Raw genomic sequence first — 24,153 nt, forward strand, 5'->3', positions numbered from 1 at the left:
GTTTTTTTCCGCAATGGATCCGACTGCAACGCCCGGCCTGTTCAGCTCAGACGCCCGCCTCTACGGCCTGGAAGGCGAGGGCGCGCTCGCCTCGCTGCAGGTCGAAGGATGGATCGCGCGCGAAGCCTTGTCCGGCATCGCGCAGATCCGCCTGGTGGCGCTGTCCGACAGCGCCGGCCTGGACCTGGGGGACATGATCTCGCGGCCTGTCACGCTGTGGACCACGCGCGCCGACGGCAGCCGCGCGGGCCGCAGCGGCCTAGTGCGTGAAGCCGAGCTGCTGTCCGGCGACGCCGGACTGGCGCGCTACCGCCTGACGATCGCGCCGTGGCTGTGGCTGGCCACGCAGCAGCGCAACAGCCGCGTGTTCGAAGCGCGTTCCGTGCTGGACATCGTCGGCCACGTGCTGGGTGGCTACGAAGGTTATGTGCATCGCGTGGGCGCCGACGCGACCGAGGCGCTGGCCCGCGTGGCGTCGCGCCCCTACACCACGCAGTACCGCGAAACCGACTATGACTTCATCAGCCGCCTGCTGGTCGAGGCGGGCCTGGGCTGGACGGTGGTCGAAGACCCAGAAGTGCCCGCGCGGCACGTGGTGCTGATCTTTGCCGACAGCCGCGGCCTGGCAGAAGACGCCGAGTCCGCCAGCGGCGGTGTGCGCTTTCACCGCGCAGGCGCGACCGAATCGCGCGACACCGTGCAAGCCATGGTGCGCCAGTGGCGGCGCGGCCCCGACCGCGTCACGGTCCTGGGCTGGCACGACGGCGGCAAGCGCGCCGTGGCGGCTGAAGCGCTGGCGCGGCCCGCCGACGGTAGCGAAGAGACCGGGCTGGAATGGTACGAGGTGGCGGGCCATGGCGGCTTCGCCGACGAGGCCGAGGCCCGGCGCCAGGCCAACCTGGCCATCGAAGCGGTGCAGGCCGGCGCGGAGACCTTCGTCGGCCTGGGAGGTGTGCGCACGTTCCGTTCCGGCACCCGCTTCACCCTGCAGAACATGTCGGCGCTGGGACCGGCGGGCGAAGAGGGCTTCGAGCCTGTCTTCGCGCTGGACCGGGTCGAGCACATCGGCATCAACAACCTGCCGCCCGAGACCCGCGCCTCGCTGGCGCAGCGCCTGGGCGGACTGGACGCGCACCTGACGCTGGATGCGGAGGCGCTTGCGCCTCCCGGCGCAGCGCGTCCGAACGCGGACCTGCCGCAAGCCGACGCCGCCGTGCTGGCCAAGGCGCGCGAGGTCGGCTACGCCAACCGCTTCCAGGCCGTGCGCTGCGACCGCCCCTGGCGTCCGGCCTTGCCGCAAGCGCGCGGCGCGCGTCTGAGCGGCGCGCCGTCCGTGCATGGCGTGCACACGGCCATCGTGACCGGCGCCGACGGCGCCGTGCAGGCCCAGGGCGGCGACGAGATTCTGCGCAACAAGCGCGGCGACGTGCGCATCCGCTTCCATTGGCAGGCCGATGGCGATGAAGGCCTGGCAAAGAGCCGCTGGGCCCGCGTGGCGCAGCGCCAGTCGGGCGCCGGCATGGGCATGAGCTTCGTGCCGCGCATCGGCCAGGAGGTGCTGGTGCGCTTCCTGGACGACGACGTGGACCAGCCCATCGTCGTGGGCGCGCTGTACAACGGCCGCGGCGAGGGCGGCACGCCCGCCACGCCGGGCGGCCGCGACGGCGGGCAGTCCGATACGCAGGTCTATGCCGCGGCCCGCGACACCGCGCCCAGCGCCCAGGCCAACCTGGCGGGGGGCAACGCGCCCGCCTGGCATGGCGCCGGCGGCGGCGAAGACAACCATCGCAACGCCGCCGCGCTCAGCGGCTTCAAGAGCAAGGAATTCGGCGGCTCCGGCTACAACCAGATCGTGTTCGACGACAGCGACGGCCAGATGCGGCTGCAGATCAAGAGCAGCCTGGAAGCCAGCGAGCTGAACCTCGGCCATCTGATCCACCAGGCCGGCAACTACCGCGGCGGACTGCGCGGCCTGGGCGCCGAACTGCGCACCGACGCCTATGGCGCCGTGCGCGGCGGCGCGGGCGTGCTGCTGAGCACCTACGTCGGCGCCGGCGGCAACGCAGGTCCCGCCGGCGAGGCCGCGGGGCTGCAGGCGCTGGCCAGCCAGGCCGACCAGATGGCGCGTTCGCTGGATGGCGTGGTCGGCGCGCACCAGGGCTTGCGCCTGGCGAGCGCGCTGGGCGCCAAGGGCGCGGACGCCAGCGTGCTGGACGACGGCAAGGCGCCTCTGGCGGCCATGCACCGCGCCGTTTCGGGCACCGTTGCGGGCGACAGCCTGGACGGCGCGCGCAGCGACGCTTCCGCCAAGCACACCCAGGCGGCCGACGGCAAGGTGCCGCACCTGACCGATCCGGTCGTGCTGATGGCCGCGCGCGCCGGCCTTGCGCAGGTCTCCGGCGAACACATGCAATACACCGCCGGCGAGACCGTGCACTGGTCGTCCGGCAGGGACCAGAACCTGGCCGTGATGGGCGCGTTGCGCGTGCACACCGGGCAGGGCCTGGGCATCGTCGCCGGCCTGCAGCAGGGCGGCGCGGACTCGGGCCTGGACCTGATCTCCGCCACCGGCGACGTGCAGGTCCAGGCGCAGCACGACATCCTGCGCGTGCAGGCGCAGAAGGACATCACCATGGGCAGCGCCAAGACCTCGGTCGAATACGCCGCGCCCAAGCGCATCCGCATCGCCACCGCGGCCGGCGCCAGCATCGTGCTGGAAGGCGGCAACATTACCGTGACCGCGCCGGGGCGGATCGATGTGAAGACGGGGAACAAGCAGTTCGCCGGACCGGACCAGATGTCCTATGCCTTGCCCGTGTTCGTGCAGAGCGCTCCGGAACCGATGAAGCTGGCCCTGCGCCTGCAGGACATGCCGGGGGCGCACGGCATCGCGCCGGAAGGCGAGACCTGGCGGATCGTGAAGGTGCCCGCGGGGCTGACGGTGGTGCAGTCGGGAGGGCGTATCAATCCCCAGGTGTTCGACTCCTCGGAGTGGTCGGAGGTCCTGAGCGAAGGGAAGACGCCCGCCAGCGGCGAACTCGGCCTGACGGAAGCGCAGCAGTATTCCGTCCACAGCGAGGTGATGGCGAATCCCGGCCGCGTGTGGCTGATCAGCGGTCTGACCGCGCAGGCCATGACGCCCGCGCGCTGGACGACGACCTCGGAACAGGCGACGTCGGAGCGGATACTCGATGCCCTGAATTTTGCGCGCAAGGGTTCGGAACTGGACACGGCGCACGCCGACTGGCTGTCCGAGCATGCCCTGGCCGACGGGTCGGCGCAGGGCATGGAGACGCTCAAACCCAAGACGAAGGCATAAGGCGGCCGCCCGCCGGCTTGCGCTCAAGAAAGAGGCCATGGATAAACTCGACATAGACCAGTACACCGCGCAGATCGTCCCGGACACGATGACGACGGTATCGGGCCAGTACTTCGACCTGAACCAGCCCTTCGCCATGCCGCGCTATGGCAACCGCTGCGAGTCCTACATCACCGGCCGGGACTACATGGCGGCCGTGGCGGCGGCGATCCGCGGCGCGCAAAGCTTCATCATGATCGCCGACTGGCAGATGGACTACGACGTGGAGCTGGAGCGGCGCGGCGAGAGCGGCCATCCGGGCCGCCTGTCTACGTTGCTGGCGGCCGCGATACAGCGCGGGGTGCACGTGCGCATCCTGCTCTACGATTCGATCAGTATGGCTCTCAATACGCACGATGACACGACACAGGACATGCTGCATGGCTTGCCCAAGGGCAAGGGATCCATCCGCGTCATGCTGCAGAACCCCAATACGGGCCGGGTTCCAGCCACAAACAGTCTTTTTTCCCATCATCAGAAGTTCGTGCTGGTGGATGGAAAAAAAGCCTTCCTGGGCGGAATCGATCTGGCCTATGGCCGGTGGGAAACGCCGTCCTTCGATGTCGTCATCGATCCGAAAATACACGTGCTGAACGACGCGTATAACGCGCAGCTGGTGGCGGCCAGAAAGCCGACCCAGGCCGAGCAGAATCTCACGCGGGCTTCAGGCGGACTGCCGGGTTTCGAGCCGGCGCTCGGCGGCAAGCTGTTGGATCCCCTGCGGCAACCGCGCGAACCCTGGGAGGACGTGGCCCTGAAAGTCGAGGGGCCGGCCGCCTTCGACGTCTTCCTGAACTTCGTGCTGCGCTGGAACAGCTTTGCGCGCGTGGATACCAACGTGTTCGATCCCAGCATGGACGCGAGCTGGTTCGACCGCGCCAAGGGACCGGAGCATTTGCTGGATCCGCAGGTGCGAGGCAGCGGCAACGCCACGGTACAGATCTGCCGGTCGGCCTCCTCCAAGCAGTTGCAGGATGAGGTGAAGCTGTGGGGCGACAATTACAAGTACATCAACGACGACTGGAAGGTGCCCAACGCGAAGCGCCGGAAGATCGTTCAGGCTGCCCGTGCGCAGTGGAAGGCCAACCACCAGACCAGCATCCGGGATGCGATGGTCAACTGCATCCGGTCGGCGCAGGCCTACATCTACATCGAGAACCAGTTCTTTATTTCCGATTGCGGCCAGGACCAGACCGGCAAGAGCACTTCGCCGGGAACGAATCCCATCATCCCGGAGCTGGCCAATGCCATCGGCGCAGCCATCTACGCGGGCCGCCCCTTCCATGTTTGGCTGGTGCTGCCCGAGCATCCGGAGGGCTTGATGGAAGATGCCGCGACCAGTTCGCAGACTTGGTGGGCGCTGCAAGGCGTCAAGCGCGCGCGCAACAGTCTGGTGAACCGGATCAACGCCACGCTGTACGCCAAGCACCGCCGGACCCGCAATGTGACCAAGCCCGCCCAGACGAACGCGGACATCGCGGTCGCGCTTGCCAATTGGGGCATGGCGGAAGAGTGGCGCAAGTACCTGACGGTCTTGAATCTGAGGAACTACGGTTCGACCAAGGTGGGCGTCGTCACTGAGATGGTCTATGTGCACAGCAAGCTGACCATCGTCGACGATGCGGTCGCCATCATCGGCAGCGCGAACATCAATGATCGCAGCCTGAACGGGAACGGCGACACCGAGCTGGCGGCCGTGGTGGTGGACGATGACGGCGCGGCAATGACCGATGTCGGCGCCGGGGTGAGAGTCGTGACGCGCAAGTTCGCCCGGGACCTGCGCATGAAGCTCTGGCGCAAGCACTTTGGCATGATGGTGGAGGGCGGATCGACAGGCGTCCAGAAAGCCGCCGGCGTGCCGCAGGGGATCAGCCTGGAGAGACCTTTGGAACTTTCCAGCATCCAGGCCTTGCAGAAACTCGCGCACGACAATCGCGAGGCCTACAGCACCGTGTTCCGGCATACGCCCCGCAACAGCTTCCGCAATCTGCTGGATGGCCGCAGGGCCTTTCCTCCCATCTACAAGCAGGTCAAGAAGTACGAGGTGAATGGCGTGCCCATCGGCAACGTCGGCCCGGACGGCCGGCTGCGTGACGGGTACATCCTGGTCGACGGGCCGCCCACCGGCAAGTACGACTTCACCAAGCTGCCCGATCTGCAGCCGAATTACATGGAGGGCAGGGACCACAAGATCGAACAGGCCATCGCCTATTTGCGCTCCAAGGTGAAGGGATTCTTCGTTGAAATGCCGCTGGCATGGGGCGACGGCGAAAAGGACTCGCCGAAGCCGCCTCTGCGCATGGACCCGATGATTGCGGAGCAACGAGACAGGAAGTCCCAGGAAGACATCCTAGAAGGCAGGACGGAAGAGCAGGCGGCCTGATGTCCGCCGTGTTCAGCAAGGCGGCTCCTGCCGCCACGGGAAGTCTTAGGAGAGGGTTGTGCGCGAATTGATGATCGGGTCCACCGAGCTGGTGTTTCAGATGGGGCGGATCCTGGCGTATGTGCTGCCTCTGGTCTGCCTGCTGGCAATCGCGGTCCATGTCTGGCCGGGCCGCTTCGCGGCGTTGGGCACGTCGGCGGCGCGTACGAGCCTGGTCGCGGTCATGTGGGGCGTCTGGCTGTTCGCGGCCGTGGGCTTTTTTCTGCTCTACTACGTTTCGCAGAACTACGACCGGTCGTACGGCTTCGGTTTCATTCCCTTCGCCATCTACATGGGGCCGTCGCTGATTCTGTCGGTGATCTGCCTGGTGCTGCGGTACAAGTCGCCCTGAGCTCAGGGGAATGGCCAAGGAGAAGGGCTTGCGTGCTGGCCTTGCTGCGCTAAAACAAGACAGAAGCACAGACCACATGATGAGGCGCTTGCTCGCAGCGGGGCAATTGGTGCTGCCAGTTGACGCCCTGGGAGATAAGTCGTGCGTGAATTCTTGATCTGGGCTGCCGACATGGCGTTTCAGACCGCGTACGCGCTGGTGTACGTGCTCCCTCTGGTCTGCGCGGTGGGGATTGCGGTTCACGTCTGGCCGCGTCGCTTCGGTGTGTTGGGATCGTCGGCCTCGCGTACGGGTTTCGCGATTGTCATGGCGGCTGTATGGTTGTTGGCGGTCGTGGGAGGGGGGCTGCTCTTCTATGTTTCGCAGAACTATTCCCGGGAACATGGTTTTGTCCTGATCGCTTTGATTGCCTATATGGCGCCATCGCTGATTCTGTCTTTGATTGGATTAATCCTCCGATACAAGACTCGCGCCAGGAGCGGAGAAGATGATTGACGTTCCGCTTACGCTGCTAAAGGCGGGAGAGGCCTTCGCCACGGAAACGATATCGTTGCTGCCGGTGGCATGGGCCATCGGCTTGCTGTTGTGTATCGAGTCCGACTTGCCCTTGCTGCGCTCGACGACCTGGCGTCTCTTGCGCAATGTGATCGTGGCGCTGATGGCGCTATTTCTGGTGTACGTAATTGTCTACGCAATATACGGCTTGGCCGTGGCTGTTTATTTCGACGATCACGGGTTTACGAACCTGACTCTACGCACCTTGTCCACGATGTGGGTGTCGATCGCGTTGGCATCGGCAGGAGTTGCGCTGTGGATTTATCGTCGATCCAGACAGAACGCATGATTTCCGCTCGGATTGCCCTACTATCTGGGGGCTATCGCTGATCCTGTCGCTGATCGGCCTGCTGCTGCGGCACAGGTTGCGTTGAGAGCGTAGGTTCTTGCCCCGGGAGAAGAATTTGCGCGAAGTCCTTGCCACGATTGCCGAGTCCGGCATGCTGATGGCCCAGTCGACGGCCTACCTGGTGCCGGCAGCCGGCATCCTGGCGCTGATCATCTGCCGCTGGCCCCAGCATTTTGGCCGGCTGGGGACGCCGTCCTTCAGACGCGGGATATCGGCAGGAATGCTGGCCGTCTGGATTTTTGCGCTGGTCCTGCTGGGCATGTTCTATTGGCTGGCGACCAACCATGACAGCGGCTACGAGTTTCCGCTGCTCGGGCTGATGCCGTACATGAGCCCGTCTCTTCTGACCGCCCTGGTTGTGCTGCTGGTCCATCGGAGAATGGCGAAGCGGGAGCGCGGCCATGAATGAGGTCTATCCCGCCAACTTCCTGCAGTCCGGCGAATTGCTGGCCTGGGGGATTTTCCAGAAAGTTCCGCTCTTGTGGGGCGCAGGGCTCCTGCTGTGCGTGGAGTCCAATCTTCCGGGACTGTCGCCCAGAGCCTGGCGCGCCGTGCGCGACGCCATGATCGCGCTGATGGCTGTATTCCTGCTGGCCTGCATTGCGTACGCCATCTTCGGCTATGCCGTCGCCGTCCAGTTCGATAAGCCGGCCTATTTCGACAAGGCGCTCGAGGCCTTGCGCTTGCTATCGCTGTCGATCTGCATGGCGGTGTTCGGGCTGGCGGTGCGCGCGCGTATCGGGCGCGGCGCCGTTTCCCGCAGCGGCTAAAATCCCGCCATGCTTTCGCCTCAAGTCCTCGTCGCCCTTTTCGTCCTGCTGCTGGCCGTCGTCATTCCGCTGTTCGCGGTGGTGGTCCAGCTCAGCCGCTACATCCATTGGTCCTTCTGGGCCGACCGCGCCACGCGCGGCGAGCGGCCGCATTTCACGGGGCCGGTCCTGGCGCTGATCTTCAGTTCGCTGGCTGCCAGCGATTTCGTGGGCTATGAACCCTTCGCGACGATTTCGGCGCTGAATCCGGTGCCGCTGGAGGGCAGGGCCTATTTCACGGTCGCCATGCTGGCGCTGGCGGTCTGGTGCTGGGCCTACGGGCGCTCCATCCGGGATCGCGCGCTGGGCATGCTCCGGTCCGGAACCTCTTAACCGCCGCCGGCAGGGGCGCATGATTTCGATCTTCGATATTCTTGCGTTGGGCGCCCTGGTCCTGGCCATCTGGGTGCCGTTCGCCGCGGCGGCGATACAGCTGGCCCGGCTCATCTGGTTCGTCACGGGCGACAAGGAGACGCGCGGCCGGCGTCCGCGTTTTACGGGGCTGGTCGTGGCGATGTTCTTCAGCGCGCTTGCCGCGACCGAGCTCCTGTCGGTGGAGCCTTTCCCGACCTTGTCCTACCTCAATCCCGTGCCGCAACAGTATCGGGTGGAGTTCATGGTCGCGATGCTGGCGCTGGCCCTTGCGGGCTGGATCTGGGGCGGCTCGATCCGCAATCGCGTGCAGGACGCGATCCGCCGGCGCCGCCAACCTGGCGGCTGAGGCTGGCGCCGCGGTCAGCGGCGTTACTTCGCCGCCTGCACCTCGATCTTGACGGTGTTCGAGCGCACGCCATTGGACTCGATATACACCTCGTAGACCGCCGGATCCTTGGGCAGCTGCACCTGCGCCGCCAGGTCGGTGCTGAACTGCGTGCCCACGCTGGTGCCCGGGTTGATGGGGATGCCCTTGGGCGGACGCGAGCTCGGAATCACGTCGACTTCCACGCCTGGGCGCTTGCGCGGCTTGTACTCGTAGGCGACGCCTTCGTAGACCGCCTTGGTCTGGGTGTTGACCGCGACGAAGCGGGGCAGCTTCTGGTTCTGCGAGACGGGGATGATGCCCTGCGCGCACACCGGAATGACCAGCGCGCCGGAGTCTTGCGGACGTACGCGCGCGGGTGCGGCGATGTTGAGCTGGTCGTCGCTGCCGTGGTTGGGCGGGATGCAGGCGTGGTCGTTCACCGTGCCGATGGGGGCGGTGGCGAACGAGGGCGGATCGATCCAGTCGGTGTTCATTGTGGTCTTCTGGGTATGAGGGTTGGGGCGCGCGGCCTGGGCCGTGGCCGCGTGCGGCGCGGCGAAGGCCAGCGCCGCGGCAAGCAGCAGGGCGAGCGCGGGCGCCAGCCGGCGCCGCGCGTCAGAACGAGGGCCAGCCATTGGACATATCCGTTTTGCGCACCGCCTGGGCGCAGCCAGCGCAGAAGCGGATGCTGACGCAGTCGCCGCCGAACATGACGCAGGAGCCGACGTGGCTGGGATCGGCCTCGCTGGCGGGCAGGCCGAAGTGGCAGTGGTTGCCGAACTGGGAATAGAAGTACTGACCCTTGTCGAGCTTGGACGAGTCCATGTCGGCCTCGTCCGGGTGGGCCCGCGCCCATTCCGGGCCGCTGGGCACCATGCCGATCAGGTGACCGATCTCGTGCACCAGCGTCTGCTGCTGGTAATCCAGCGTGTTGGGTTCCCAGGGGTCCATCGCCGCCACGCCCAGAAGGTTGGTGCCGGGGAAGGCCACGCCGCCCGCGGAGCTTTCCATCAAGCGGACCTTCAGGATGATCTTGCCTGCGGTCGTGACGGGAACCAGGCCGGCCATGCGGATGTTCAGGGCATCGCAGGCCTTGGGTTTCGCCGGATCGTAGGGCACCGGGGTCATGCGGTCCTTGGGTATGGGCACATGCCTGATGCCGGCCGCGGGGTCGGTGTACTCGAACTGGCCGTCGACGTACCAGTCCACGCCGGGCTCGATGTGATGCCACAGGAAGCTGAGGGTGCCATCGGCGTTGACGAACTGCACCTGCTTGTCGGCTGCGCCGGGACCGGCTGAGGCCTGCACGTAGATGGGCTGGACGGGCAGCATCGAGGCCAGCCGGTCCAGGTGGCAGACGACGAGGGTATAGGGCTCGCGGTCCGGGCCCTGCGAGCTGGGGTAGACGGAGGCGGCCAGCCGGCGCAGGCGCTCATAGCCGTCGTCCGTGAACACGTCCGAGTTGGCGTCGCCGCGCGCGCTGACCGGCGGCAATTGCACGATGTCCACGCCGTGCCGCGCATACTCCGTCGCGGTCGGCTGGAAGCCGTGGCGGCGCGCCAGGGTCTCGGGCCCGGGCAGCATGATCTCCTGCAGATACAGGCGTCTTGCGGTCTCGACCTGTTCCGTGGCGATGGTCTGGTTCTTGTCGTCGATCACCTCGAAGGTATAGGTGTTCAGGCCGGCGGCCGGCAGGGTGATGTTGTTGACCACCTTGGTGCCGTCGGCGTCGGTCACGTAGCTGTAGGAACGCGGGGTGGGCTCACGGTACAGCGGCTGGCGGCTCTGTTCGCGCGCGGAGTACACGGCATTGCCCGCGCGCGGGCTGACCTTGACGGTGAAGCGGTGCTGGCCGGCCTTGTTGAAGCGCACGCGGATCCTGGGCTTGTTGGTCTGGCGGTCCAGGCTGTCCAGCGCCTGGCCGTCGTTCCAGACCTCGTCCTCTTCCTGCAGGTTGACGTACTGGAGCTTGGCGCCGCTTCTGGACCGGTAGGCGGACGGCGTGGACGCGCCGGCGTCCGGCGCGCCGCCCGCGGCGGGTGCGCCAGCACCCTCCGCGCCGGGCGCGCCAGCGGGCCTGGCGACGGCGCCGGGCAGGCCGATCCCTGCGGCTTCCATCACCCGTTTGGCCATGGCCGGGTAGGGCGAGTTCGCCACGGCGGGAATACTCATGATCGTCTCCGCCACCTTGGGCAGCGTGACGCTGGAGATCGTGGGCGATTGCAGGATCGCGCCGACCACCGACGGAACCGCGGATTCGGTCAGCCCCGGCGTGCTGAGGATGGCGCCCGCCACGGCCGGCAGATTGCTCTGGTTGACGTCCGGCATGGTCAGCAGCGAGTTCACCGCCGTGCTCAGCGCCGCGGGGCGGCCGCCCATGGCGCCCATGGCCTGGGTCATGACCGGGCCGATGGCCGCGCCCACGCCGCCGCTGCCGGCGGCTGTGAGGCTGGAGGCTCCGGCCAGGGCCGATGCCGCCGTGGCGCTGCCCGCTGCCGCAGCGGCGCCGGAGGCGCCGGACAGCATGCCCGAGGCGGAGGCGCCCGTAGCGGATCCGGCGGCGGGCGTGGCCAGGGCCGATGCCTGCGACGCCGCGCCGCTGGCCTTGGAGATGGCTCCCGCCGTGTCCGTCAGCGCCTGAGGCATGGATACCGCGCCTGCCAGCGCGTCGGTGGGAGCCTGTGCCAGGTTCATGGTGGAGAGGCCGCCGTCCATCAGCGAAGGCGTCGCCATGCTTGGCAAGGACGCCGTGGCGCCGGACATCAGCCCCGCGCCCGCCTGGCCCGCGGCCTGCATGGTCTTGCCGGCCATCGCGCCCAGTTCCTGCACGGGCTTGAGGGCGTCGCCTGCCATGGCCTTGGCCTTGTCCAGCATGCTGGACGCGCCCTCGGCGGCGGTGGACAGGCCCTTGGATATGGCGCTTGCGCCGCTTGCCAGCGCGGCGCCGGCGTTGCCGAGCATGGAGCCCTGCGATCCGGCAGCCGTGGCGGCTGCGGGCGCCGTGGAAGCAGCGGCGCTGGCCGCGCCGGATGCGCCGGCGGCGTTCAATGCCTGGCCGGAAGCGGCTTGCGCCTGCAGCTTGGCCTTGGGCCGGTGCACCAGTTCGGCCGTCACCATCATCGGGTCGCCGACCTGGGTGGAGGGCAGGGCGGGCAGCGTGGCGGCGTCGCTGGCCGGTCCGATCAGGCTGTGCGACGCGCCCTTGACCGAGAACATGCCGGGACCCTTGAACAGGATGTCGCCGCCGTCCAGGACGATGCTGGCGCCCGCCGCCTGCAGGGTGATGGTCTTGTTCGCCAGGATCTCGATGCTGTCGGTCGTGGAGGTGACGGTGACGTCCTGGCCCGCAAGCATCTCCAGCATGTCGGTGTGCGCATGGATCGACACCGGCGATTCGGCGGCGACGGCGCGGATGCCGCCGTCCTGCACGAACAGGCTGGTCGAGCGCCCCGAGGCGCTGGCGAAGGTCTGGCGCGCAGCGACGTGGCCGTCCGCCTGCGCCGTGACGTGCAGGTTTTCGCTGGCGTGCAGGATGGCGGAGGCAGGCGTGGCGAAATTCAGCGACGAGGGCGCGTCGATCAGCATGCGCGCGCCGGCTATGCGCTCCACCGCTTCCGTGCCGCCGCGTTCGCCGCCGCTGGCCTTGACTGCCTGCTGGCCGCCCACGCTGCCCGGATAGCGGCCATCCTCCTTGGGGTCGATGGCGCGGGTCAACGCGTCGTATTGGCTGGTGGCCGCGAGCGCGCGCGCCTGGCGCCGCGTGCCGGCGGCATCAAGGCGCTGCGCCGCATGCTGCGCGCCGCGCAGCCGCTTCAGCGCATCCTCCACGTCGGCCTGGGTGGAGCGGGCGTCCTCGCGCGCGCTGGCGGACAGCAGCATGCCTTGCCCCGAGCGCACCACGGTCCAGGCGTCCGAGCGCAGCTCGAAGCCGGTGCCGCGCCATGCGCCGCGGCTGGATTCTTCGGGGGCCTGGTCCACCAGATAGCCCAGGCCCAACTGCGTGGCGCCTATGGAACTGGACAGGCGCGTGCGCATCTGGCGGGTCGTGTCGTCGAACAGCCATTGGCTGTGGCCCTGGTCGTCCAGGCCCTTGCTGTGCCAGCCGCTGAGCGTGCCGGGATGATTGGCCCCGGCGTCCTCGCCGGCAGACCAGGGCGGCAGGTCAGAGTCGTTGTAGAGCTGCGCCGAGGCCACGGGCTGGTCGATGTCGCCGTCCAGGAACTCGACCAGGATCTCGGTGCCCTTGCGCGGCAGATGGTGCGCGCCCCAGTTGGGGCCTGCCTGGGCGCCGGCCACGCGCAGCCAGGTGCCGGAACTGTCGTCGCCCGGCGCATTGCCGGCGTCGTCGCCATGGCTGCGGTGCGCCAGGCCGCCTTGCAGCGGCTGCGCGCCGCGCTGCCAGGGGAATTGCACCTTGATGCGCAGGTCCCGGCCCGACGAGATGGGCGCGTCCTGGGCGGACACCACCACGGCCGCCAGGCCTTCCGGGGCGGTGGGCTTGGCGCGCCAGTCGGGCATCAGCGGCGCGGCCGCGGGCAGGGCGCTGAAATCGTTGCGGTAGGTGCCGTGCTCCAGCTCCGGCGCTCCCAGCACCTGGGCCGCCTGGCTGCCAAGGTTATTGGCGGCCTCGTGCTCGACGCGCAGCAGCGTGTAGCGGTTGCCGCCCATCTCATCGATGGCCTGGCCCGAGCCCGCTGCATAGCGGCTGTGCTGCGTCAGCGTGAAATCGTGTCCGGGCATCATCTGGCGGGCGGTGCCGCCGCCGTCGAAGCGCACCATGCGCGCCTCGTGGGCCAGCAGGCTGCGCGCGGCCGCGCTTTCCGCGGCGTCGCCGTCCGCGTAACGGCCGTGGCCGTCGTAGTCGTAGTCTTCCAGCACCGGCAGGGCGCCCGCCTTGACGTCGGACTGGGCATGCGCCGCATGCGCCAGCAGCTTGCGCTCGTCCCAGGCCAGGCGCGTGACGGCGTTGGGCCGTACCGCGCGCGTGGCGCCGAAGCGGGTGACACTGTCTTCGGTCTCGGTGGCGTCGCTGCGGTGAAAGCGCAGCGTCGCATCGGGGCAGGCCGGCCGCGCCGCGTGCGTGTCGAATACCACCAGCCGGTGCCGCGCGCCGCCGGAGGCATCGTCCTGCTGTTCGCCCTGTTGATGGTCGAAGCGGAAGCTGAGGCCGGCTTCGGCCATCAGGCGCAGCACGAAGGCCAGATCGGTTTCGCGGTACTGGGTGCGCAGCGGACGCGGCGCGGGCGGTTCGGCGATGTCGAACGAATAGGCCGCCTGCGGGTAGTCCGCGAAGATCTCGGCGAGGATGTCGGTGACTGACTTGTCTTGGTACAGGAAGCTGTCGCGGCGCAGGCCCAGCGCTGCCAGCCAGGGGGCGGCGTGCAGCCTGTAGCGCGCCAGGCCGCCGTCCGCGCCCAGCGCGTCCACGCCTTCCACCACCGCATGCCATTGGCGCCTGCCGCCGTCGGCCAGCAGCAGGCTGACGCTGATCTCGCGGCCCAGCAGGGATTGGACGTCCAACTCGGCCGAGGAGGCCAGGCAGTCCAGCGTCAGGGTAAACAGCTCTGACACGCCTTCCCGCAGGCTCATGCGCTCTGCGGCGAGTTCCTCGCCCAGCGGTGTGCGCAATTGCAGCAGGCGGGCGTTCTGGGAAAGGGCGGCGGCATCCAGGCTGCTGAAGCCGGCGGGCGCGAGGGAACGGTCGGTCATGGTGCTGGGCGGTCGGCCTGCGGCCTTCAGGGGAGCGAGATGGTCAGGTGCGCGGCGCGCGGTCCGATCTTGACGATGTCATGGTACGGAGCCATGGCGGTCTGCATGTCGCGGTTCAGGAAGTGGCTCATGCCCAGGTAGGCCAGCAGCCCCAGCAGCGCGAACAGCGCGCCGATGCTCCACAGCGGCACGTCGCGCTTGAGGGTGTGCGCGATCTTGTCGGGCAGGGGCCAGTGCGGCGCGAAGCCCGAGCGCTTGCCGCGCAGCAGCGTGATCTCGTCGCCCAGCCTGGCGGTCAGATAGCCGAGCTTTTCCTGGCCTTCGATCATGTACTTGCCCTGGAAGCCCAGCAGCAGGCACATGTAGAACACTTCCAGCGATTGCAGGCGCGGCGCGCCTTGCGCGCGCAGGTCTTCCAGGCGCGCAAAGAAGTTCTCGCCAGCAAGCTGCTCGCCGAACAAGGTCAGCTGCAGCGGCTGCAGCATCCAGGCGTCGCGGATCGCAAAGCCGGAGTTCAGCACGGTCTCGTCCACCGCGGCGCAAAAGGCGTACTTGGTGGCGTACACGTCTTCCGCGGGGATATCCATCTTCTTGGCGCTGCGCTCGAAGTCGGCCAGGAACTGCTGCACGCGCGCCGAGAACGAGGCGGCGTCGACAGGCTCCTGGCCGCTCTTCAGCAGGAACAGCATCAGGAAGCCGTCGTACAGCAAGTCCAGCAGGGATTTCGCGGGGCGCGAACCGTAAAAGTCGGCGGCTCGGGGAGGGAGCGAGGCTCCCGGCATCAGGGAAGGCGCGTCGGCGGTCATGGGCAGGCTCTAGCGGGTGACGGCGATGAGGTCCAGTTTCAGTTCGGGGATGCCCGAGGGGGCATAGATGGCGATGCTGCGCGCCTGCAGCATGCGGTCGTACAGCGAGCCGCGCGTCTGCAGGGTGAAGTAGCACGCGCCCGGCTTGACGGGCACGGCGGGCGGCACTTGCGGCGTGTAGACCAGCTGCACGCCGGGCATGGCCGAAAGCACCAGTTTTTCCACGTCGTCGGGCGCGCCCACCTTGAAGCGCAGCGGCACGGTCTCGGCCAGTTCGCTGGCCGGCGTGGCGGCGGACACCGACAGGTACAGCGCGGTGGTTTCGTCGAGCTTGCCGGAGTCCAGGCGGCCGACGTGGAACGAGGGGCGCAGCTCTTCCAAAAGAATGGAGAAGTAGCGCGTGGAGATGACGGTGTCGAGCAGGTCGCGCAGGATCTCGTCCAACTGCGCGAACGCGGCGCCGGGCGCATCGTGCTGGTAGGCCGGCAGGTCCGCCAGCGTGTGGACCTTGGAGAAGGTCATGAGCGCGCCGGCCAGCCGCAGCATCTCCTGGAACAGGCGTTCGGGATGCAGCTGCGGGTTATGGAACAGGTGCGACAGCGCCGAGTAGGCCTCGTTGCAGGTGTGCAGCAGCCAGAAGGAGGCCACGTCGCCCGAGCGGAACTCGATGATGTTCTTGTTCGGCTCGCGGTGGAAGCCATAGAGCGCATTGACCTTGGCTTGCAGCGCGTCGAGCAGGCGGCGCAGCTGCTCGAAGAGCGCGCTGCAGGCCTGCACCGTGATGCTGGGGGCGATGAAACTGGTGTCCAGCTCGTAGCCGGCGCTGGCGGTGCGGCGCACGCGCGCGACCGGAATGGTCAGCAGCGCATCGCGCGGCTCGTGCTCCGAGAGCAGGCGCACGTTCTTGCGCAGGAACGCGAGTTCGGCCGTGCTGGCATTGGTATAGAGATCCGGCGCGGGGCTGTCCTGGTGCGCATAGCGGGCATCGAAGCCTTGCGTCTCGCGCGTGTCGCGGTAGTTGCCGCCGATGTCCTTCATCGGATGCAGCGCCAGGTAGAACACCGCCGTGCTGGCGCCGTCCAGGCCGTCCAGCGCCACGGCGGGCGGCAGGTCGTCGTTGTGGGGCGCGCTGTAGATTTCGCCGTCGGGGAAGATCGCGGACAGCTCGGTGGCGCGCAGCATGCCATTGGCCAGCGCGGCCGCGTCGAAGCGCGCCGCGCGCAGGCCCCATGAATAAGGATGCAGCGCGCGGCTCATTTCCGCGAGGCGGGCCTCATGGTAGGCGTCCTGGCGCTGAAAATGCTGGGGCCGCAGGAACAGCCCCTCTCCCCACAATATCTTCGCTGAATGACTCACGTTGGCAGGCTCTTTCTTATTGATATGGACAGGGCGTTTTCATCACGGCAAGGCGCGTTCAGCTCGGGCATTGCACTGAACCGAGGCGGGCCGGATCGAAATTGGGCACGCCTGGCGGCAATACTATTTTTCCGGTGACCACGGTCATTGCGCAGGCATGCGCGCCCATGACGATGCCGCTGTCCTCGGCGGGTTTCACTTCGAATACATATTTCCAGCGCTGCGGCGCGGGCGCGTAGAACAAGCCCGCGACAGCGATATAGGTAGCGTCCTTGGGCACCTTTTCCAGGTGCTCGTAACGCTGTCCCGGCGTCAGAGTGACTTCGCGCGATGTGATGAGGCTGTCGCCCAACGCCGACTTTTCGCCGTCAGTATCAACCAATTGCGTGAGCGGTGCGCGCTGAAATGCCTCGGCATTCTTCAAATAGTATATTTTCGTAACGACGGCCATCGGCTGGCCGCTACTCGCATTCAAATTTTCTCCGGCGTGTATCGCCAATTTCACATCGACGGGCGCATTCGGGTCTTTTTTAAGACCCGTCATATCCATCACGCCGCCGGTCATTCCCGCCACTGCTCCGATCGCTGAAACCGCTGCGCAACCGCTGATAACGGGGCTTGCCGCGATGACGGCCGCAGCTGCCATGCACCGAGAAAAATAGAGATGTTTTGACATGGCTCTTTATACCGGAAGGCTGCGACAACAAACAGATCGCGTCACGATGAACGAAGTTTCGTTGTGAGTTACATGAAGAAATGCACTGTAGTGCTGTGCTAACAAATGGTTGGTGAAATACGCGCCCTTGGTTACACCCTCCTACACACCCAAAAAATGCACATATCCCGGGTTCTCCTCATCAGCGGAATGCTGGCCTTCCTCGCGGGTTGCGCCACGTCCCCCAAGCCTCAGACGGACGCTCAATACAAGCAGTCCATGACCCATGCGTCGGAGACCTTGGCTACCAAGGGCAACGACCAGGCCGTCGCTGAATTCCAGGAAATCGCCCTGCTCAATCCGGCGCGCGGAGAGCCATGGTCGTACATCGCGAAGATCCGCTTCGACGAGCAGAAGTACGGCGAAGCCATCGTCGCGGCCGACGAAGCCCTGAACCGCGATCCGGAGGACTTCACCGCCAAGACCGTGCGCGCCGTGGGCGGCCTGCGCGTGGCGATGCAGTCGCTGGCCGACCTGCGCGCCAACGCGCTGCTGGCGGGCAACGCCCGTAGCGATGCGGTGGCGCTGGCCGCCGCCATGCGCGAAACCCTGGGGCAGGATGTGCTGTTCCCCGAGGGTTACAAGCCGCCGCGTCCGCGTCAGCCGCGGCGCAACGATGCGCAGGGCGCAGCCGCCGGGCAGCAGGCCAAGCCTGCCGCGGGCGCGGCGGCGTCGGGCGCGGCCACCGCAGCACCCGTCACGGCAAACCCGGCGGCAAACCCGGCGGCATCGTCCGCGACGCCTGCCACGACGACTCCCCCCGCATCGTCCACTGCGCCCGCTACCGCGGCGCAGGGCGCAGCCTCCGCGGGATCCGCCGCCGCATCGGGCGGCCGCGCGCCGGATCCTTTCGGCAATCTCCTCAAACCCTGATCGGGCCCTCGGCCCCGTCACTATGCACTTCGCTTGGAGCCCCCATGGCTAAGAAAGAAAGCGTTCAGAAAAGACTCCAGAAAGTACGTCCGCCGCGCGTGCAGCTGACCTATGACGTCGAGAAGGGCGACGCGATCGAGCAGAAGGAGCTTCCTTTTGTCGTGGGTGTGGTCGGCGACTTCAGCGCGCAGTCGGAAGCCGATCTGCCGCGCCTGAAGGACCGCAAGTTCGTCAATATCGACGTGGACAACTTCGACGACGTGATGCGTGGCCTGGAGCCGCGCGCCGCCTACCGCGTGAAGAACCGCCTGACCGACGAGGGCGGTACCTTCGGCGTGGACCTGAAGTTCCGCTCGGTCGAGGACTTCCGTCCCGAGGCCGTGGTGCAGCAGATCGAGCCGCTCAAGGAGCTGCTGGAAATCCGCACCAAGTTGGCCGACCTGCGCAACAAGCTGGCCGGCAACGACAAGCTGGAAGACCTGCTGGGCGAGGTGCTCAGCAGCACGGAAAAACTGCAGCAATTGACCAGCGAAGCCGGCAAGAACGGCAAGGGAGGCAGCAATGAGTAATTCCGCCGCCGCGCAAAACGCATCCGCGCCCGCCGCCGAAGCCGACTCGGGTCTGCTGGACCAGATCGTCGAGCAAAGCCGCGTGGCCAAGTCCACGGCCGAGCACGACCGCGCCAAGGATCTCATCGGCGAGCTGGCCCGCGAAGTCATGAAGGGCACCGTCGTCGTCTCGGACAACCTGTCCGCGATGCTGGACGCCCGCGTGGCCGAACTGGACCGCCTGATCTCGGCCCAGCTGAGCGAAGTGATGCATGGCGCCGAATTCCAGAAGCTGGAAAGCACCTGGCGCGGCCTGCATTACCTGTGCCAGGAGAGCAACACCGGCCCGATGCTGAAGATCAAGGTGCTCAACGTCACCAAGCGCGACCTGGTGCGCGACTTCCAGACCGCCATCGACTTCGACCAGAGCCTGATGTTCAAGAAGGTCTACGAAGAAGAGTTCGGCACCTTTGGCGGATCGCCCTTCGGCGCGCTGCTGGGCAACTTCGAGATCACGCGCCAGCCCGAGGACATGTACTTCATCGAGCAGATGTCGCACGTGGCCGCGGCCTCGCACGCGCCGTTCATCGCCTCGGCCTCGCCCGAGCTGCTGGGCCTGGACAGCTTTGCCGACCTGGGCCGTCCGCGCGACCTCGCCAAGGTGTTCGACACCGTGGAATACACCAAGTGGCGCAGCTTCCGCGATTCGGAAGATTCGCGCTACGTGGGCCTGACCATGCCGCGCTTCCTGGGCCGCCTGCCCTACGACCCGAAGGAAGGCACTTCGGTGGAAGGCTTCAACTTCGTCGAGGAAGTGGACGGCACCGATCACGCCAAGTACCTCTGGTGCAACGCCGCGTGGGCTTTCGGCGCGCGCCTGACCGCCGCCTTCGCCGACTTCGGCTGGTGCGCGGCGATCCGCGGCGTGGAAGGCGGCGGCCTGGTGGAGAACCTGCCGACCCACACCTTCAAGACCGACGACGGCGAGATCGCGCTGAAGTGCCCGACCGAAATCGCCATTACCGACCGGCGCGAAAAGGAACTGAGCGATCTGGGCCTGATTCCGCTGGTGCATTGCAAGAACTCGGACTACGCCGCGTTCTTCGGCGCGCAGTCGGTGCAGAAGGCCAAGAAATACAACACCGACAGCGCCAACGCCAACGCGGTGCTGTCGGCGCAATTGCAGTACATCTTCTCGGTCTCGCGCGTGGCCCATTACCTGAAGGCCATGATGCGCGACAAGATCGGCAGCTTTGCCTCCGCGCAATCTGTCGAGAGCTTCCTGAACCGCTGGGTCTCGCAGTACGTGCTGCTGGACGACAACGCGAACCAGGAGCAGAAGGCGCAGTTCCCCTTGCGGGAGGCATCGGTGCAGGTTGCCGAAGTGCCGGGGCGTCCCGGCGTGTTCCGGGCCGTGGCGTTTTTGCGGCCTCACTTTCAGCTCGATGAGCTTTCGATTTCGTTGCGCCTGGTTGCGGAACTCCCCGCTCAGGCACAGAAGTCGTGACCACCGTCGGATTCGACGATTTTTAACTGGAGAGGCTATTAATGAAGGACATCTACGTCAAATTCGGCAACCCCGCGCTCAAGGGCGAGTCGCAGGACAAGGACCATCCGGACTGGATCGAAGTCGGATCGTGGCGCCATGAGATCATCCAGCCGCGCTCGGCTACCGCCTCCACCTCCGGCGGCCATACCGCCGAGCGCACCGAGCACGGCGAGATGGTCTTCACCAAGGACCTGGACGTGGTCAGCCCGCTGCTGTATCAGCACGCTTCCGGCGGCACGACGTTCGACGAAGTGACCATCGATTTCTTGCGCGCCGACGGCGAAGGCAACCGCGTCAAGTACCTGGAAATCAAGCTCAAGTACGTGATCATCTCGCGCGTGGCGCCGGAAGTCGTCAGCGAAGGCCTGCCGCACGAATCGTTCTCGCTGAAGTACGCCGCCGTGCAGTGGAAGTACACGCAGCAGAAGGTGGGCGGCAACCAGGGCGGCAACTCCCAGGGCGCCTGGAGCCTCACCAAGAACGACAAGACGTACTCGGTCTGAACCTGACCGCATAGACGGCAAAGGCCCCGGTCCCTTCCGGGCCGGGGCCTTTCCTGAATGAGGCCGAGATGAAAGGATTCGAACCCAGCCTGTTCGACAAGCTGTTCGACGGCGACGGGCAGACACCGCATGCGCTGCGCCGCCTGTCGGTTGAAGAAATCAAGGAAACGGTCGCGCGCGACATCGAAGCCCTGCTCAACACGCGCATGGTCTTCAGCGAGGAGTCGCTCAAGCGCTACCCGAACTGCCAGCGGTCCATCCTGACCTATGGCCTGTCGGATTTTTCGGGCCTTAGCCTGGCCAGCCATTACGACCGCGAATTCATCTGCCGGTCGTTGGAACAGGCCATTGCCCGCCACGAACCGAGGCTGACGCACGTGAGGGTGCTGCTGCAAGTCGACAGCCGAGCGACCTCGGTGCTGTATTTCGCGATTACCGCGATGCTGGACGTGGGGCCTGCCCACGAGCCGGTGACGTTCGACGCGACGCTGCAGCCGTCCACTTTGCAGTACTCGGTGAGCAAGGGCCGGGCCAAGGCCGCGGCGGCCGCCTGATAACAAACCATGCACGCGGGCGCTGGCGGCATGCCGCTAGCGAAGAAGGGAAAGATGGAAGAACTGCTGCCATATTACGAACGCGAACTGGGCTTTCTGCGCGGTTCGTCGCGCGACTTCGCGCAGCGCTATCCCAAGATCGCCGCGCGCCTCGGGCTGTCCGGCGAAACCTGCGAGGATCCGCACGTCGAGCGGATGATCGAATCGTTCGCCCTGCTGGGCGCGCGCATCAACAAGAAGCTGGACGACGACTATCCGGAATTCACGGAAGCGCTGTTCGAGGTCATGTACCCGCATTACCTGCGCCCGTTCCCTTCGTGTTCGGTGGCGCAGTTCGACATGGGCGGCATGGCCTCGCAACTGACCGCGCCCGTGCGCATGGCGCGCGGCACAGAATTGAAATCGCACCCGGTGCGCGGCGTGGCCTGCCGCTTCCGCACGGCGTATGACGTGACGCTGGCGCCGGTGAGCATCCGCCAGGCGACGTTCGCGGCCACGGCCAACGCGCCGTCCTCGACCAGCCTGCCGGCTGGCGTGACGGGCCGGCTGTCGCTGACGCTGGCCTGCCTGGCAGAAACCCAGAATTTTTCCACCCTGGCGGTGGACCGCCTGCGCGTCTACCTGCACGGCGAACCGTCGTTCGTCGCCGCGCTGCGCGACTGCCTGTTCCTGCGCACGGCCGCGGCTTATCTGGAAACGCAGCCCGGCCGCTGGAGCCGCCTGCAGGACGTGCCGCTGTCGCAGGTGGGGCTGTCCGAGGAAGAAGCCCTGATCGATTTTCCGGCCAGCTCCCATCCGGCTTACCGGCTGCTGGCGGAGTACTTCGCGTTTTCCGAAAAATTCAATTTCGTGGACATCGACCTCGCGGCGTTGCGCCGCGCGGCGGGCCCGGTGCGCGAGATCACGCTGCATCTGGCAATGAAGGGCGTGCGCGCGGATTCGAACACCGCGCGTCTGCTGGAGTCCGCCACCCCGGACAATTTCCGGCTGGGTTGCACGCCGGTCGTCAACCTGTTCGAACAACGCGCCGACCCCATCCGGCTGACGCACGCGCAGGCCGCCTATCCCGTGGTGGCCGACGCACGCCGCGCCTATGGCTATGAGGTCTATTCGATCGACCGCGTGCGCCAGGTGCGGCAGAACGCGCAGGGAGATTCGGTGGTGGAGTTCCGGCCGTTCTATTCGCTGCACCATGGCGAAACGCCGGAAGGCGCCGGGCACTACTGGACGGCGCGGCGCAATTCCATGGTGGCCGAGCGCAGCCCCGGCTACGAGATGGAGCTGTCCATCGTCGATATCGACTTCGATCCCTCGCTGCCGCAGACCGAGACCCTGAGCCTGGAACTGACCTGCACCAACCGCGACCTGCCTTCGCATCTGGCGGTGGGGCAGCCGGGCGGCGACCTGTTCCTGGAGGGCGGCTCGATCGCGCGCGAGATTCGCATGCTGCGCCGGCCCACGCACAGCCATCGCTTCCAGCAGGGGCGGGCGGCGCACTGGCGTCTGATTTCGCACCTGGCGCTGAACCATCTGTCGCTGGTGCATAGCGGCCTGCCGGCACTGAAAGAGACGCTGCGCCTGTACGACCTGTCGCATTCGGCGGTGGCGGCGCGCCAGATCGAAGGGCTGGTCGGACTGGATTACAAGCCCGCCACGCACTGGATGCCCGGCGAACCCTTCGCTACCTTCGTGCGCGGCATCGAGATCCGGCTGACGATCAACGAGGACAACTTCGTCGGCACCAGCCTGCATGCCTTCGTCGCAGTCATCAATCGTTTCTTCGGCCTGTACGTGCATGCCAACAGCTTCGTGCAACTGGTGGTGCTGTCGCGCCGCGGCGCGGAAGAAATCCTACGGTGCCCCCCATGCAACGGCGACGCGATCCTAGCGTAATCGAGGCGCTGCTGGCCGAGCCGCAGCGCTTCAAGTTCTTCCAGGCCGTGCGGGTGCTGGAGTCGTGGTTCGCGCGGCAGGAAGGCAGCCGCGCGCGCCAAGCCGTGCCGGTGCACCTGCGTTTCCTGAACTCCTCATCGCTGAGCTTTCCCGCCAGCGAGATCGCCGCGCTGACCGCATACGACAAGCAAGGCCAGGCGCTGGAGGACACCGAATCCAGGCTGGCGGCGCTGGCCGCCGGCAACCTGGGGCGGGTCGAGATAGAGCCCGCCTTCTTCGGCCTGCTGGGCGCGCAGGGCGCCATGCCGCTGCACTACACCGAGATCCTGAGCACGCGCGAAAGCTCGCGCCGGGACCGCGGCGCGCGCGCGTTCTTCGACATCTTTTCCAACCGGGCGGCGGCGTTGTTCTACGCGGCCTGGAAGAAATACCGCATGCCCTTGCGGCACGAGACTGAGCAGGACCATCACTATCTGCCGCTGCTGCTGGCGCTGGGCGGCATCGGCCATCCGGCCCTGCGCGACCGCCTGCAGGCGGGGCAGGGCCGCGTGTTCGACGAATCGTTGGCGCATTACGCCGCGGCGGCACGCCAGCGGCCGGTATCGGCGGCCTATCTGCAACGGGTGCTGGCGGATTACTTCCAGGTGGCGCTGCGGGTGGAGCAGTTCGTGGGGCGCTGGTATCACGTGCCGCCGCAGAACCGCACGCAGCTGGGCATGCCCGGCGCGGTGCTGGGCGTGTCCGCCATGGCCGGCGATCGCATCTGGCAGCGCGACATGCGCATCCGGCTGTGGATCGGCCCGCTGTCCAAGGCCGCGTTCACCGATTTCCTGCCCGGCGGCGCGCGCGCCCAGGCGCTGGAGAAGCTCCTGACCATGTTCGGCGGCATGAGCTTCGAGTACGAAGTGCGGCTGGTGATGGCGAAGGAAGACGTCGGCGGCAGCGTGCTGGGCGAGGACGGCGGCGCGCGCCTGGGCTGGAACTCTTTCCTATGCACCGAACCGGTGGCGTCCGATCGCGACGACGCCAGTTATGAATTGCACACCATTCACTGAGCAAA

General features: G+C 66.8%; 21 protein-coding genes. 16 read left to right on the forward strand and 5 right to left on the reverse strand.

All coding sequences use genetic code 11. The annotated features are described in order from the left end of the window. Positions 1-13 precede the first annotated feature (13 nt). The 9 genes from HWY37_RS03215 to HWY37_RS03255 all read left to right on the forward strand — a co-directional run bounded on the left by HWY37_RS03215 (position 14) and on the right by HWY37_RS03255 (position 8,566). Positions 14-3,319: a type VI secretion system Vgr family protein gene (locus HWY37_RS03215; protein WP_176087848.1), complete on the forward strand. Its 3,306-nt coding sequence runs from the start codon at positions 14-16 to the stop codon at positions 3,317-3,319. A 37-nt stretch (positions 3,320-3,356) separates the two neighbouring features. Continuing rightward, entirely contained in the window at positions 3,357-5,741 is a 2,385-nt protein-coding gene (locus HWY37_RS03220) for a phospholipase D-like domain-containing protein (RefSeq protein ID WP_175211732.1), read from the forward strand. A gap of 58 nt (positions 5,742-5,799) precedes the next feature. Then, positions 5,800-6,132: a hypothetical protein gene (locus tag HWY37_RS03225; RefSeq protein ID WP_175211730.1), complete on the forward strand. Its 333-nt coding sequence runs from the start codon at positions 5,800-5,802 to the stop codon at positions 6,130-6,132. Between the two features lie 141 nt (positions 6,133-6,273). Further along, positions 6,274-6,627 carry a hypothetical protein gene (locus HWY37_RS03230; protein WP_175211728.1) on the forward strand — a complete coding sequence of 118 codons (354 nt, stop codon included), beginning with the start codon at positions 6,274-6,276 and terminating at the stop codon, positions 6,625-6,627. Continuing rightward, on the forward strand, positions 6,620-6,976 hold the full coding sequence (locus HWY37_RS03235; RefSeq protein WP_175211726.1) for a hypothetical protein: 357 nt from the start codon (positions 6,620-6,622) through the stop codon (positions 6,974-6,976). The genes HWY37_RS03230 and HWY37_RS03235 overlap by 8 nt, the downstream gene beginning before the upstream one ends. A gap of 115 nt (positions 6,977-7,091) precedes the next feature. Further along, positions 7,092-7,445 carry a hypothetical protein gene (locus tag HWY37_RS03240; RefSeq protein WP_175211724.1) on the forward strand — a complete coding sequence of 118 codons (354 nt, stop codon included), beginning with the start codon at positions 7,092-7,094 and terminating at the stop codon, positions 7,443-7,445. Next, positions 7,438-7,806 carry a hypothetical protein gene (locus HWY37_RS03245; protein ID WP_175211722.1) on the forward strand — a complete coding sequence of 123 codons (369 nt, stop codon included), beginning with the start codon at positions 7,438-7,440 and terminating at the stop codon, positions 7,804-7,806. The genes HWY37_RS03240 and HWY37_RS03245 overlap by 8 nt, the downstream gene beginning before the upstream one ends. 9 nt (positions 7,807-7,815) lie before the next feature. Continuing rightward, positions 7,816-8,178: a hypothetical protein gene (locus HWY37_RS03250; RefSeq protein ID WP_176087849.1), complete on the forward strand. Its 363-nt coding sequence runs from the start codon at positions 7,816-7,818 to the stop codon at positions 8,176-8,178. A 19-nt stretch (positions 8,179-8,197) separates the two neighbouring features. Further along, positions 8,198-8,566 (forward strand): hypothetical protein, encoded by a 369-nt coding sequence (locus tag HWY37_RS03255; RefSeq protein WP_176087850.1) that lies wholly within the window; start codon positions 8,198-8,200, stop codon positions 8,564-8,566. A 23-nt stretch (positions 8,567-8,589) separates the two neighbouring features. Here the strand turns inward: HWY37_RS03255 and HWY37_RS03260 are convergent, their stop codons facing one another. Genes HWY37_RS03260 through tssJ form a run of 5 tightly spaced genes read right to left on the reverse strand, consistent with a single transcriptional unit; the run spans position 8,590 to position 17,134 of the window. Then, positions 8,590-9,222, reverse strand: a complete 633-nt coding sequence (locus tag HWY37_RS03260; RefSeq protein WP_175211717.1) for a hypothetical protein — start codon at positions 9,220-9,222, stop codon at positions 8,590-8,592. Continuing rightward, positions 9,203-14,296, reverse strand: a complete 5,094-nt coding sequence (locus HWY37_RS03265; protein WP_176087851.1) for a type VI secretion system Vgr family protein — start codon at positions 14,294-14,296, stop codon at positions 9,203-9,205. Before HWY37_RS03265 ends, HWY37_RS03260 begins: the two co-directional genes overlap by 20 nt. A gap of 26 nt (positions 14,297-14,322) precedes the next feature. Then, the gene (icmH, locus tag HWY37_RS03270; protein ID WP_175211763.1) at positions 14,323-15,102 is read right to left on the reverse strand and encodes a type IVB secretion system protein IcmH/DotU; all 780 of its coding nucleotides are present in this window, start codon (positions 15,100-15,102) and stop codon (positions 14,323-14,325) included. 9 nt (positions 15,103-15,111) lie between these two features. Further along, positions 15,112-16,458, reverse strand: coding sequence for a type VI secretion system baseplate subunit TssK (gene tssK, locus HWY37_RS03275; protein WP_175211765.1), 1,347 nt, complete (start codon positions 16,456-16,458; stop codon positions 15,112-15,114). A 58-nt stretch (positions 16,459-16,516) separates the two neighbouring features. Next, on the reverse strand, positions 16,517-17,134 hold the full coding sequence (gene tssJ / locus HWY37_RS03280; protein WP_246302166.1) for a type VI secretion system lipoprotein TssJ: 618 nt from the start codon (positions 17,132-17,134) through the stop codon (positions 16,517-16,519). 258 nt (positions 17,135-17,392) lie between these two features. On the opposite strand from tssJ, the gene HWY37_RS03285 reads away from it, so the two are divergent. From HWY37_RS03285 to tssG, 7 genes are all read left to right on the forward strand, one after another. Beyond that, the gene (locus HWY37_RS03285) at positions 17,393-18,046 is read left to right on the forward strand and encodes a hypothetical protein (RefSeq protein WP_246302167.1); all 654 of its coding nucleotides are present in this window, start codon (positions 17,393-17,395) and stop codon (positions 18,044-18,046) included. A gap of 44 nt (positions 18,047-18,090) precedes the next feature. Then, positions 18,091-18,615 carry a type VI secretion system contractile sheath small subunit gene (gene tssB / locus HWY37_RS03290; protein ID WP_175209891.1) on the forward strand — a complete coding sequence of 175 codons (525 nt, stop codon included), beginning with the start codon at positions 18,091-18,093 and terminating at the stop codon, positions 18,613-18,615. Beyond that, entirely contained in the window at positions 18,608-20,101 is a 1,494-nt protein-coding gene (tssC, locus tag HWY37_RS03295) for a type VI secretion system contractile sheath large subunit (RefSeq protein ID WP_175209889.1), read from the forward strand. The genes tssB and tssC overlap by 8 nt, the downstream gene beginning before the upstream one ends. Before the next feature lie 41 nt (positions 20,102-20,142). Then, complete coding sequence (locus HWY37_RS03300) at positions 20,143-20,646, forward strand: Hcp family type VI secretion system effector (RefSeq protein ID WP_006384074.1); 504 nt, start codon at positions 20,143-20,145, stop codon at positions 20,644-20,646. 68 nt (positions 20,647-20,714) lie between these two features. Further along, positions 20,715-21,200, forward strand: coding sequence for a type VI secretion system baseplate subunit TssE (tssE, locus tag HWY37_RS03305; RefSeq protein ID WP_175209887.1), 486 nt, complete (start codon positions 20,715-20,717; stop codon positions 21,198-21,200). A 54-nt stretch (positions 21,201-21,254) separates the two neighbouring features. After that, positions 21,255-23,093, forward strand: a complete 1,839-nt coding sequence (gene tssF, locus HWY37_RS03310; protein ID WP_175209885.1) for a type VI secretion system baseplate subunit TssF — start codon at positions 21,255-21,257, stop codon at positions 23,091-23,093. Further along, positions 23,057-24,148 carry a type VI secretion system baseplate subunit TssG gene (tssG, locus tag HWY37_RS03315; RefSeq protein WP_175209882.1) on the forward strand — a complete coding sequence of 364 codons (1,092 nt, stop codon included), beginning with the start codon at positions 23,057-23,059 and terminating at the stop codon, positions 24,146-24,148. Before tssF ends, tssG begins: the two co-directional genes overlap by 37 nt. Positions 24,149-24,153 lie beyond the last annotated feature (5 nt).

The sequence above is a fragment of the Achromobacter anxifer genome, assembly GCF_903652925.1.
Taxonomy (GTDB): domain Bacteria; phylum Pseudomonadota; class Gammaproteobacteria; order Burkholderiales; family Burkholderiaceae_B; genus Achromobacter; species Achromobacter anxifer.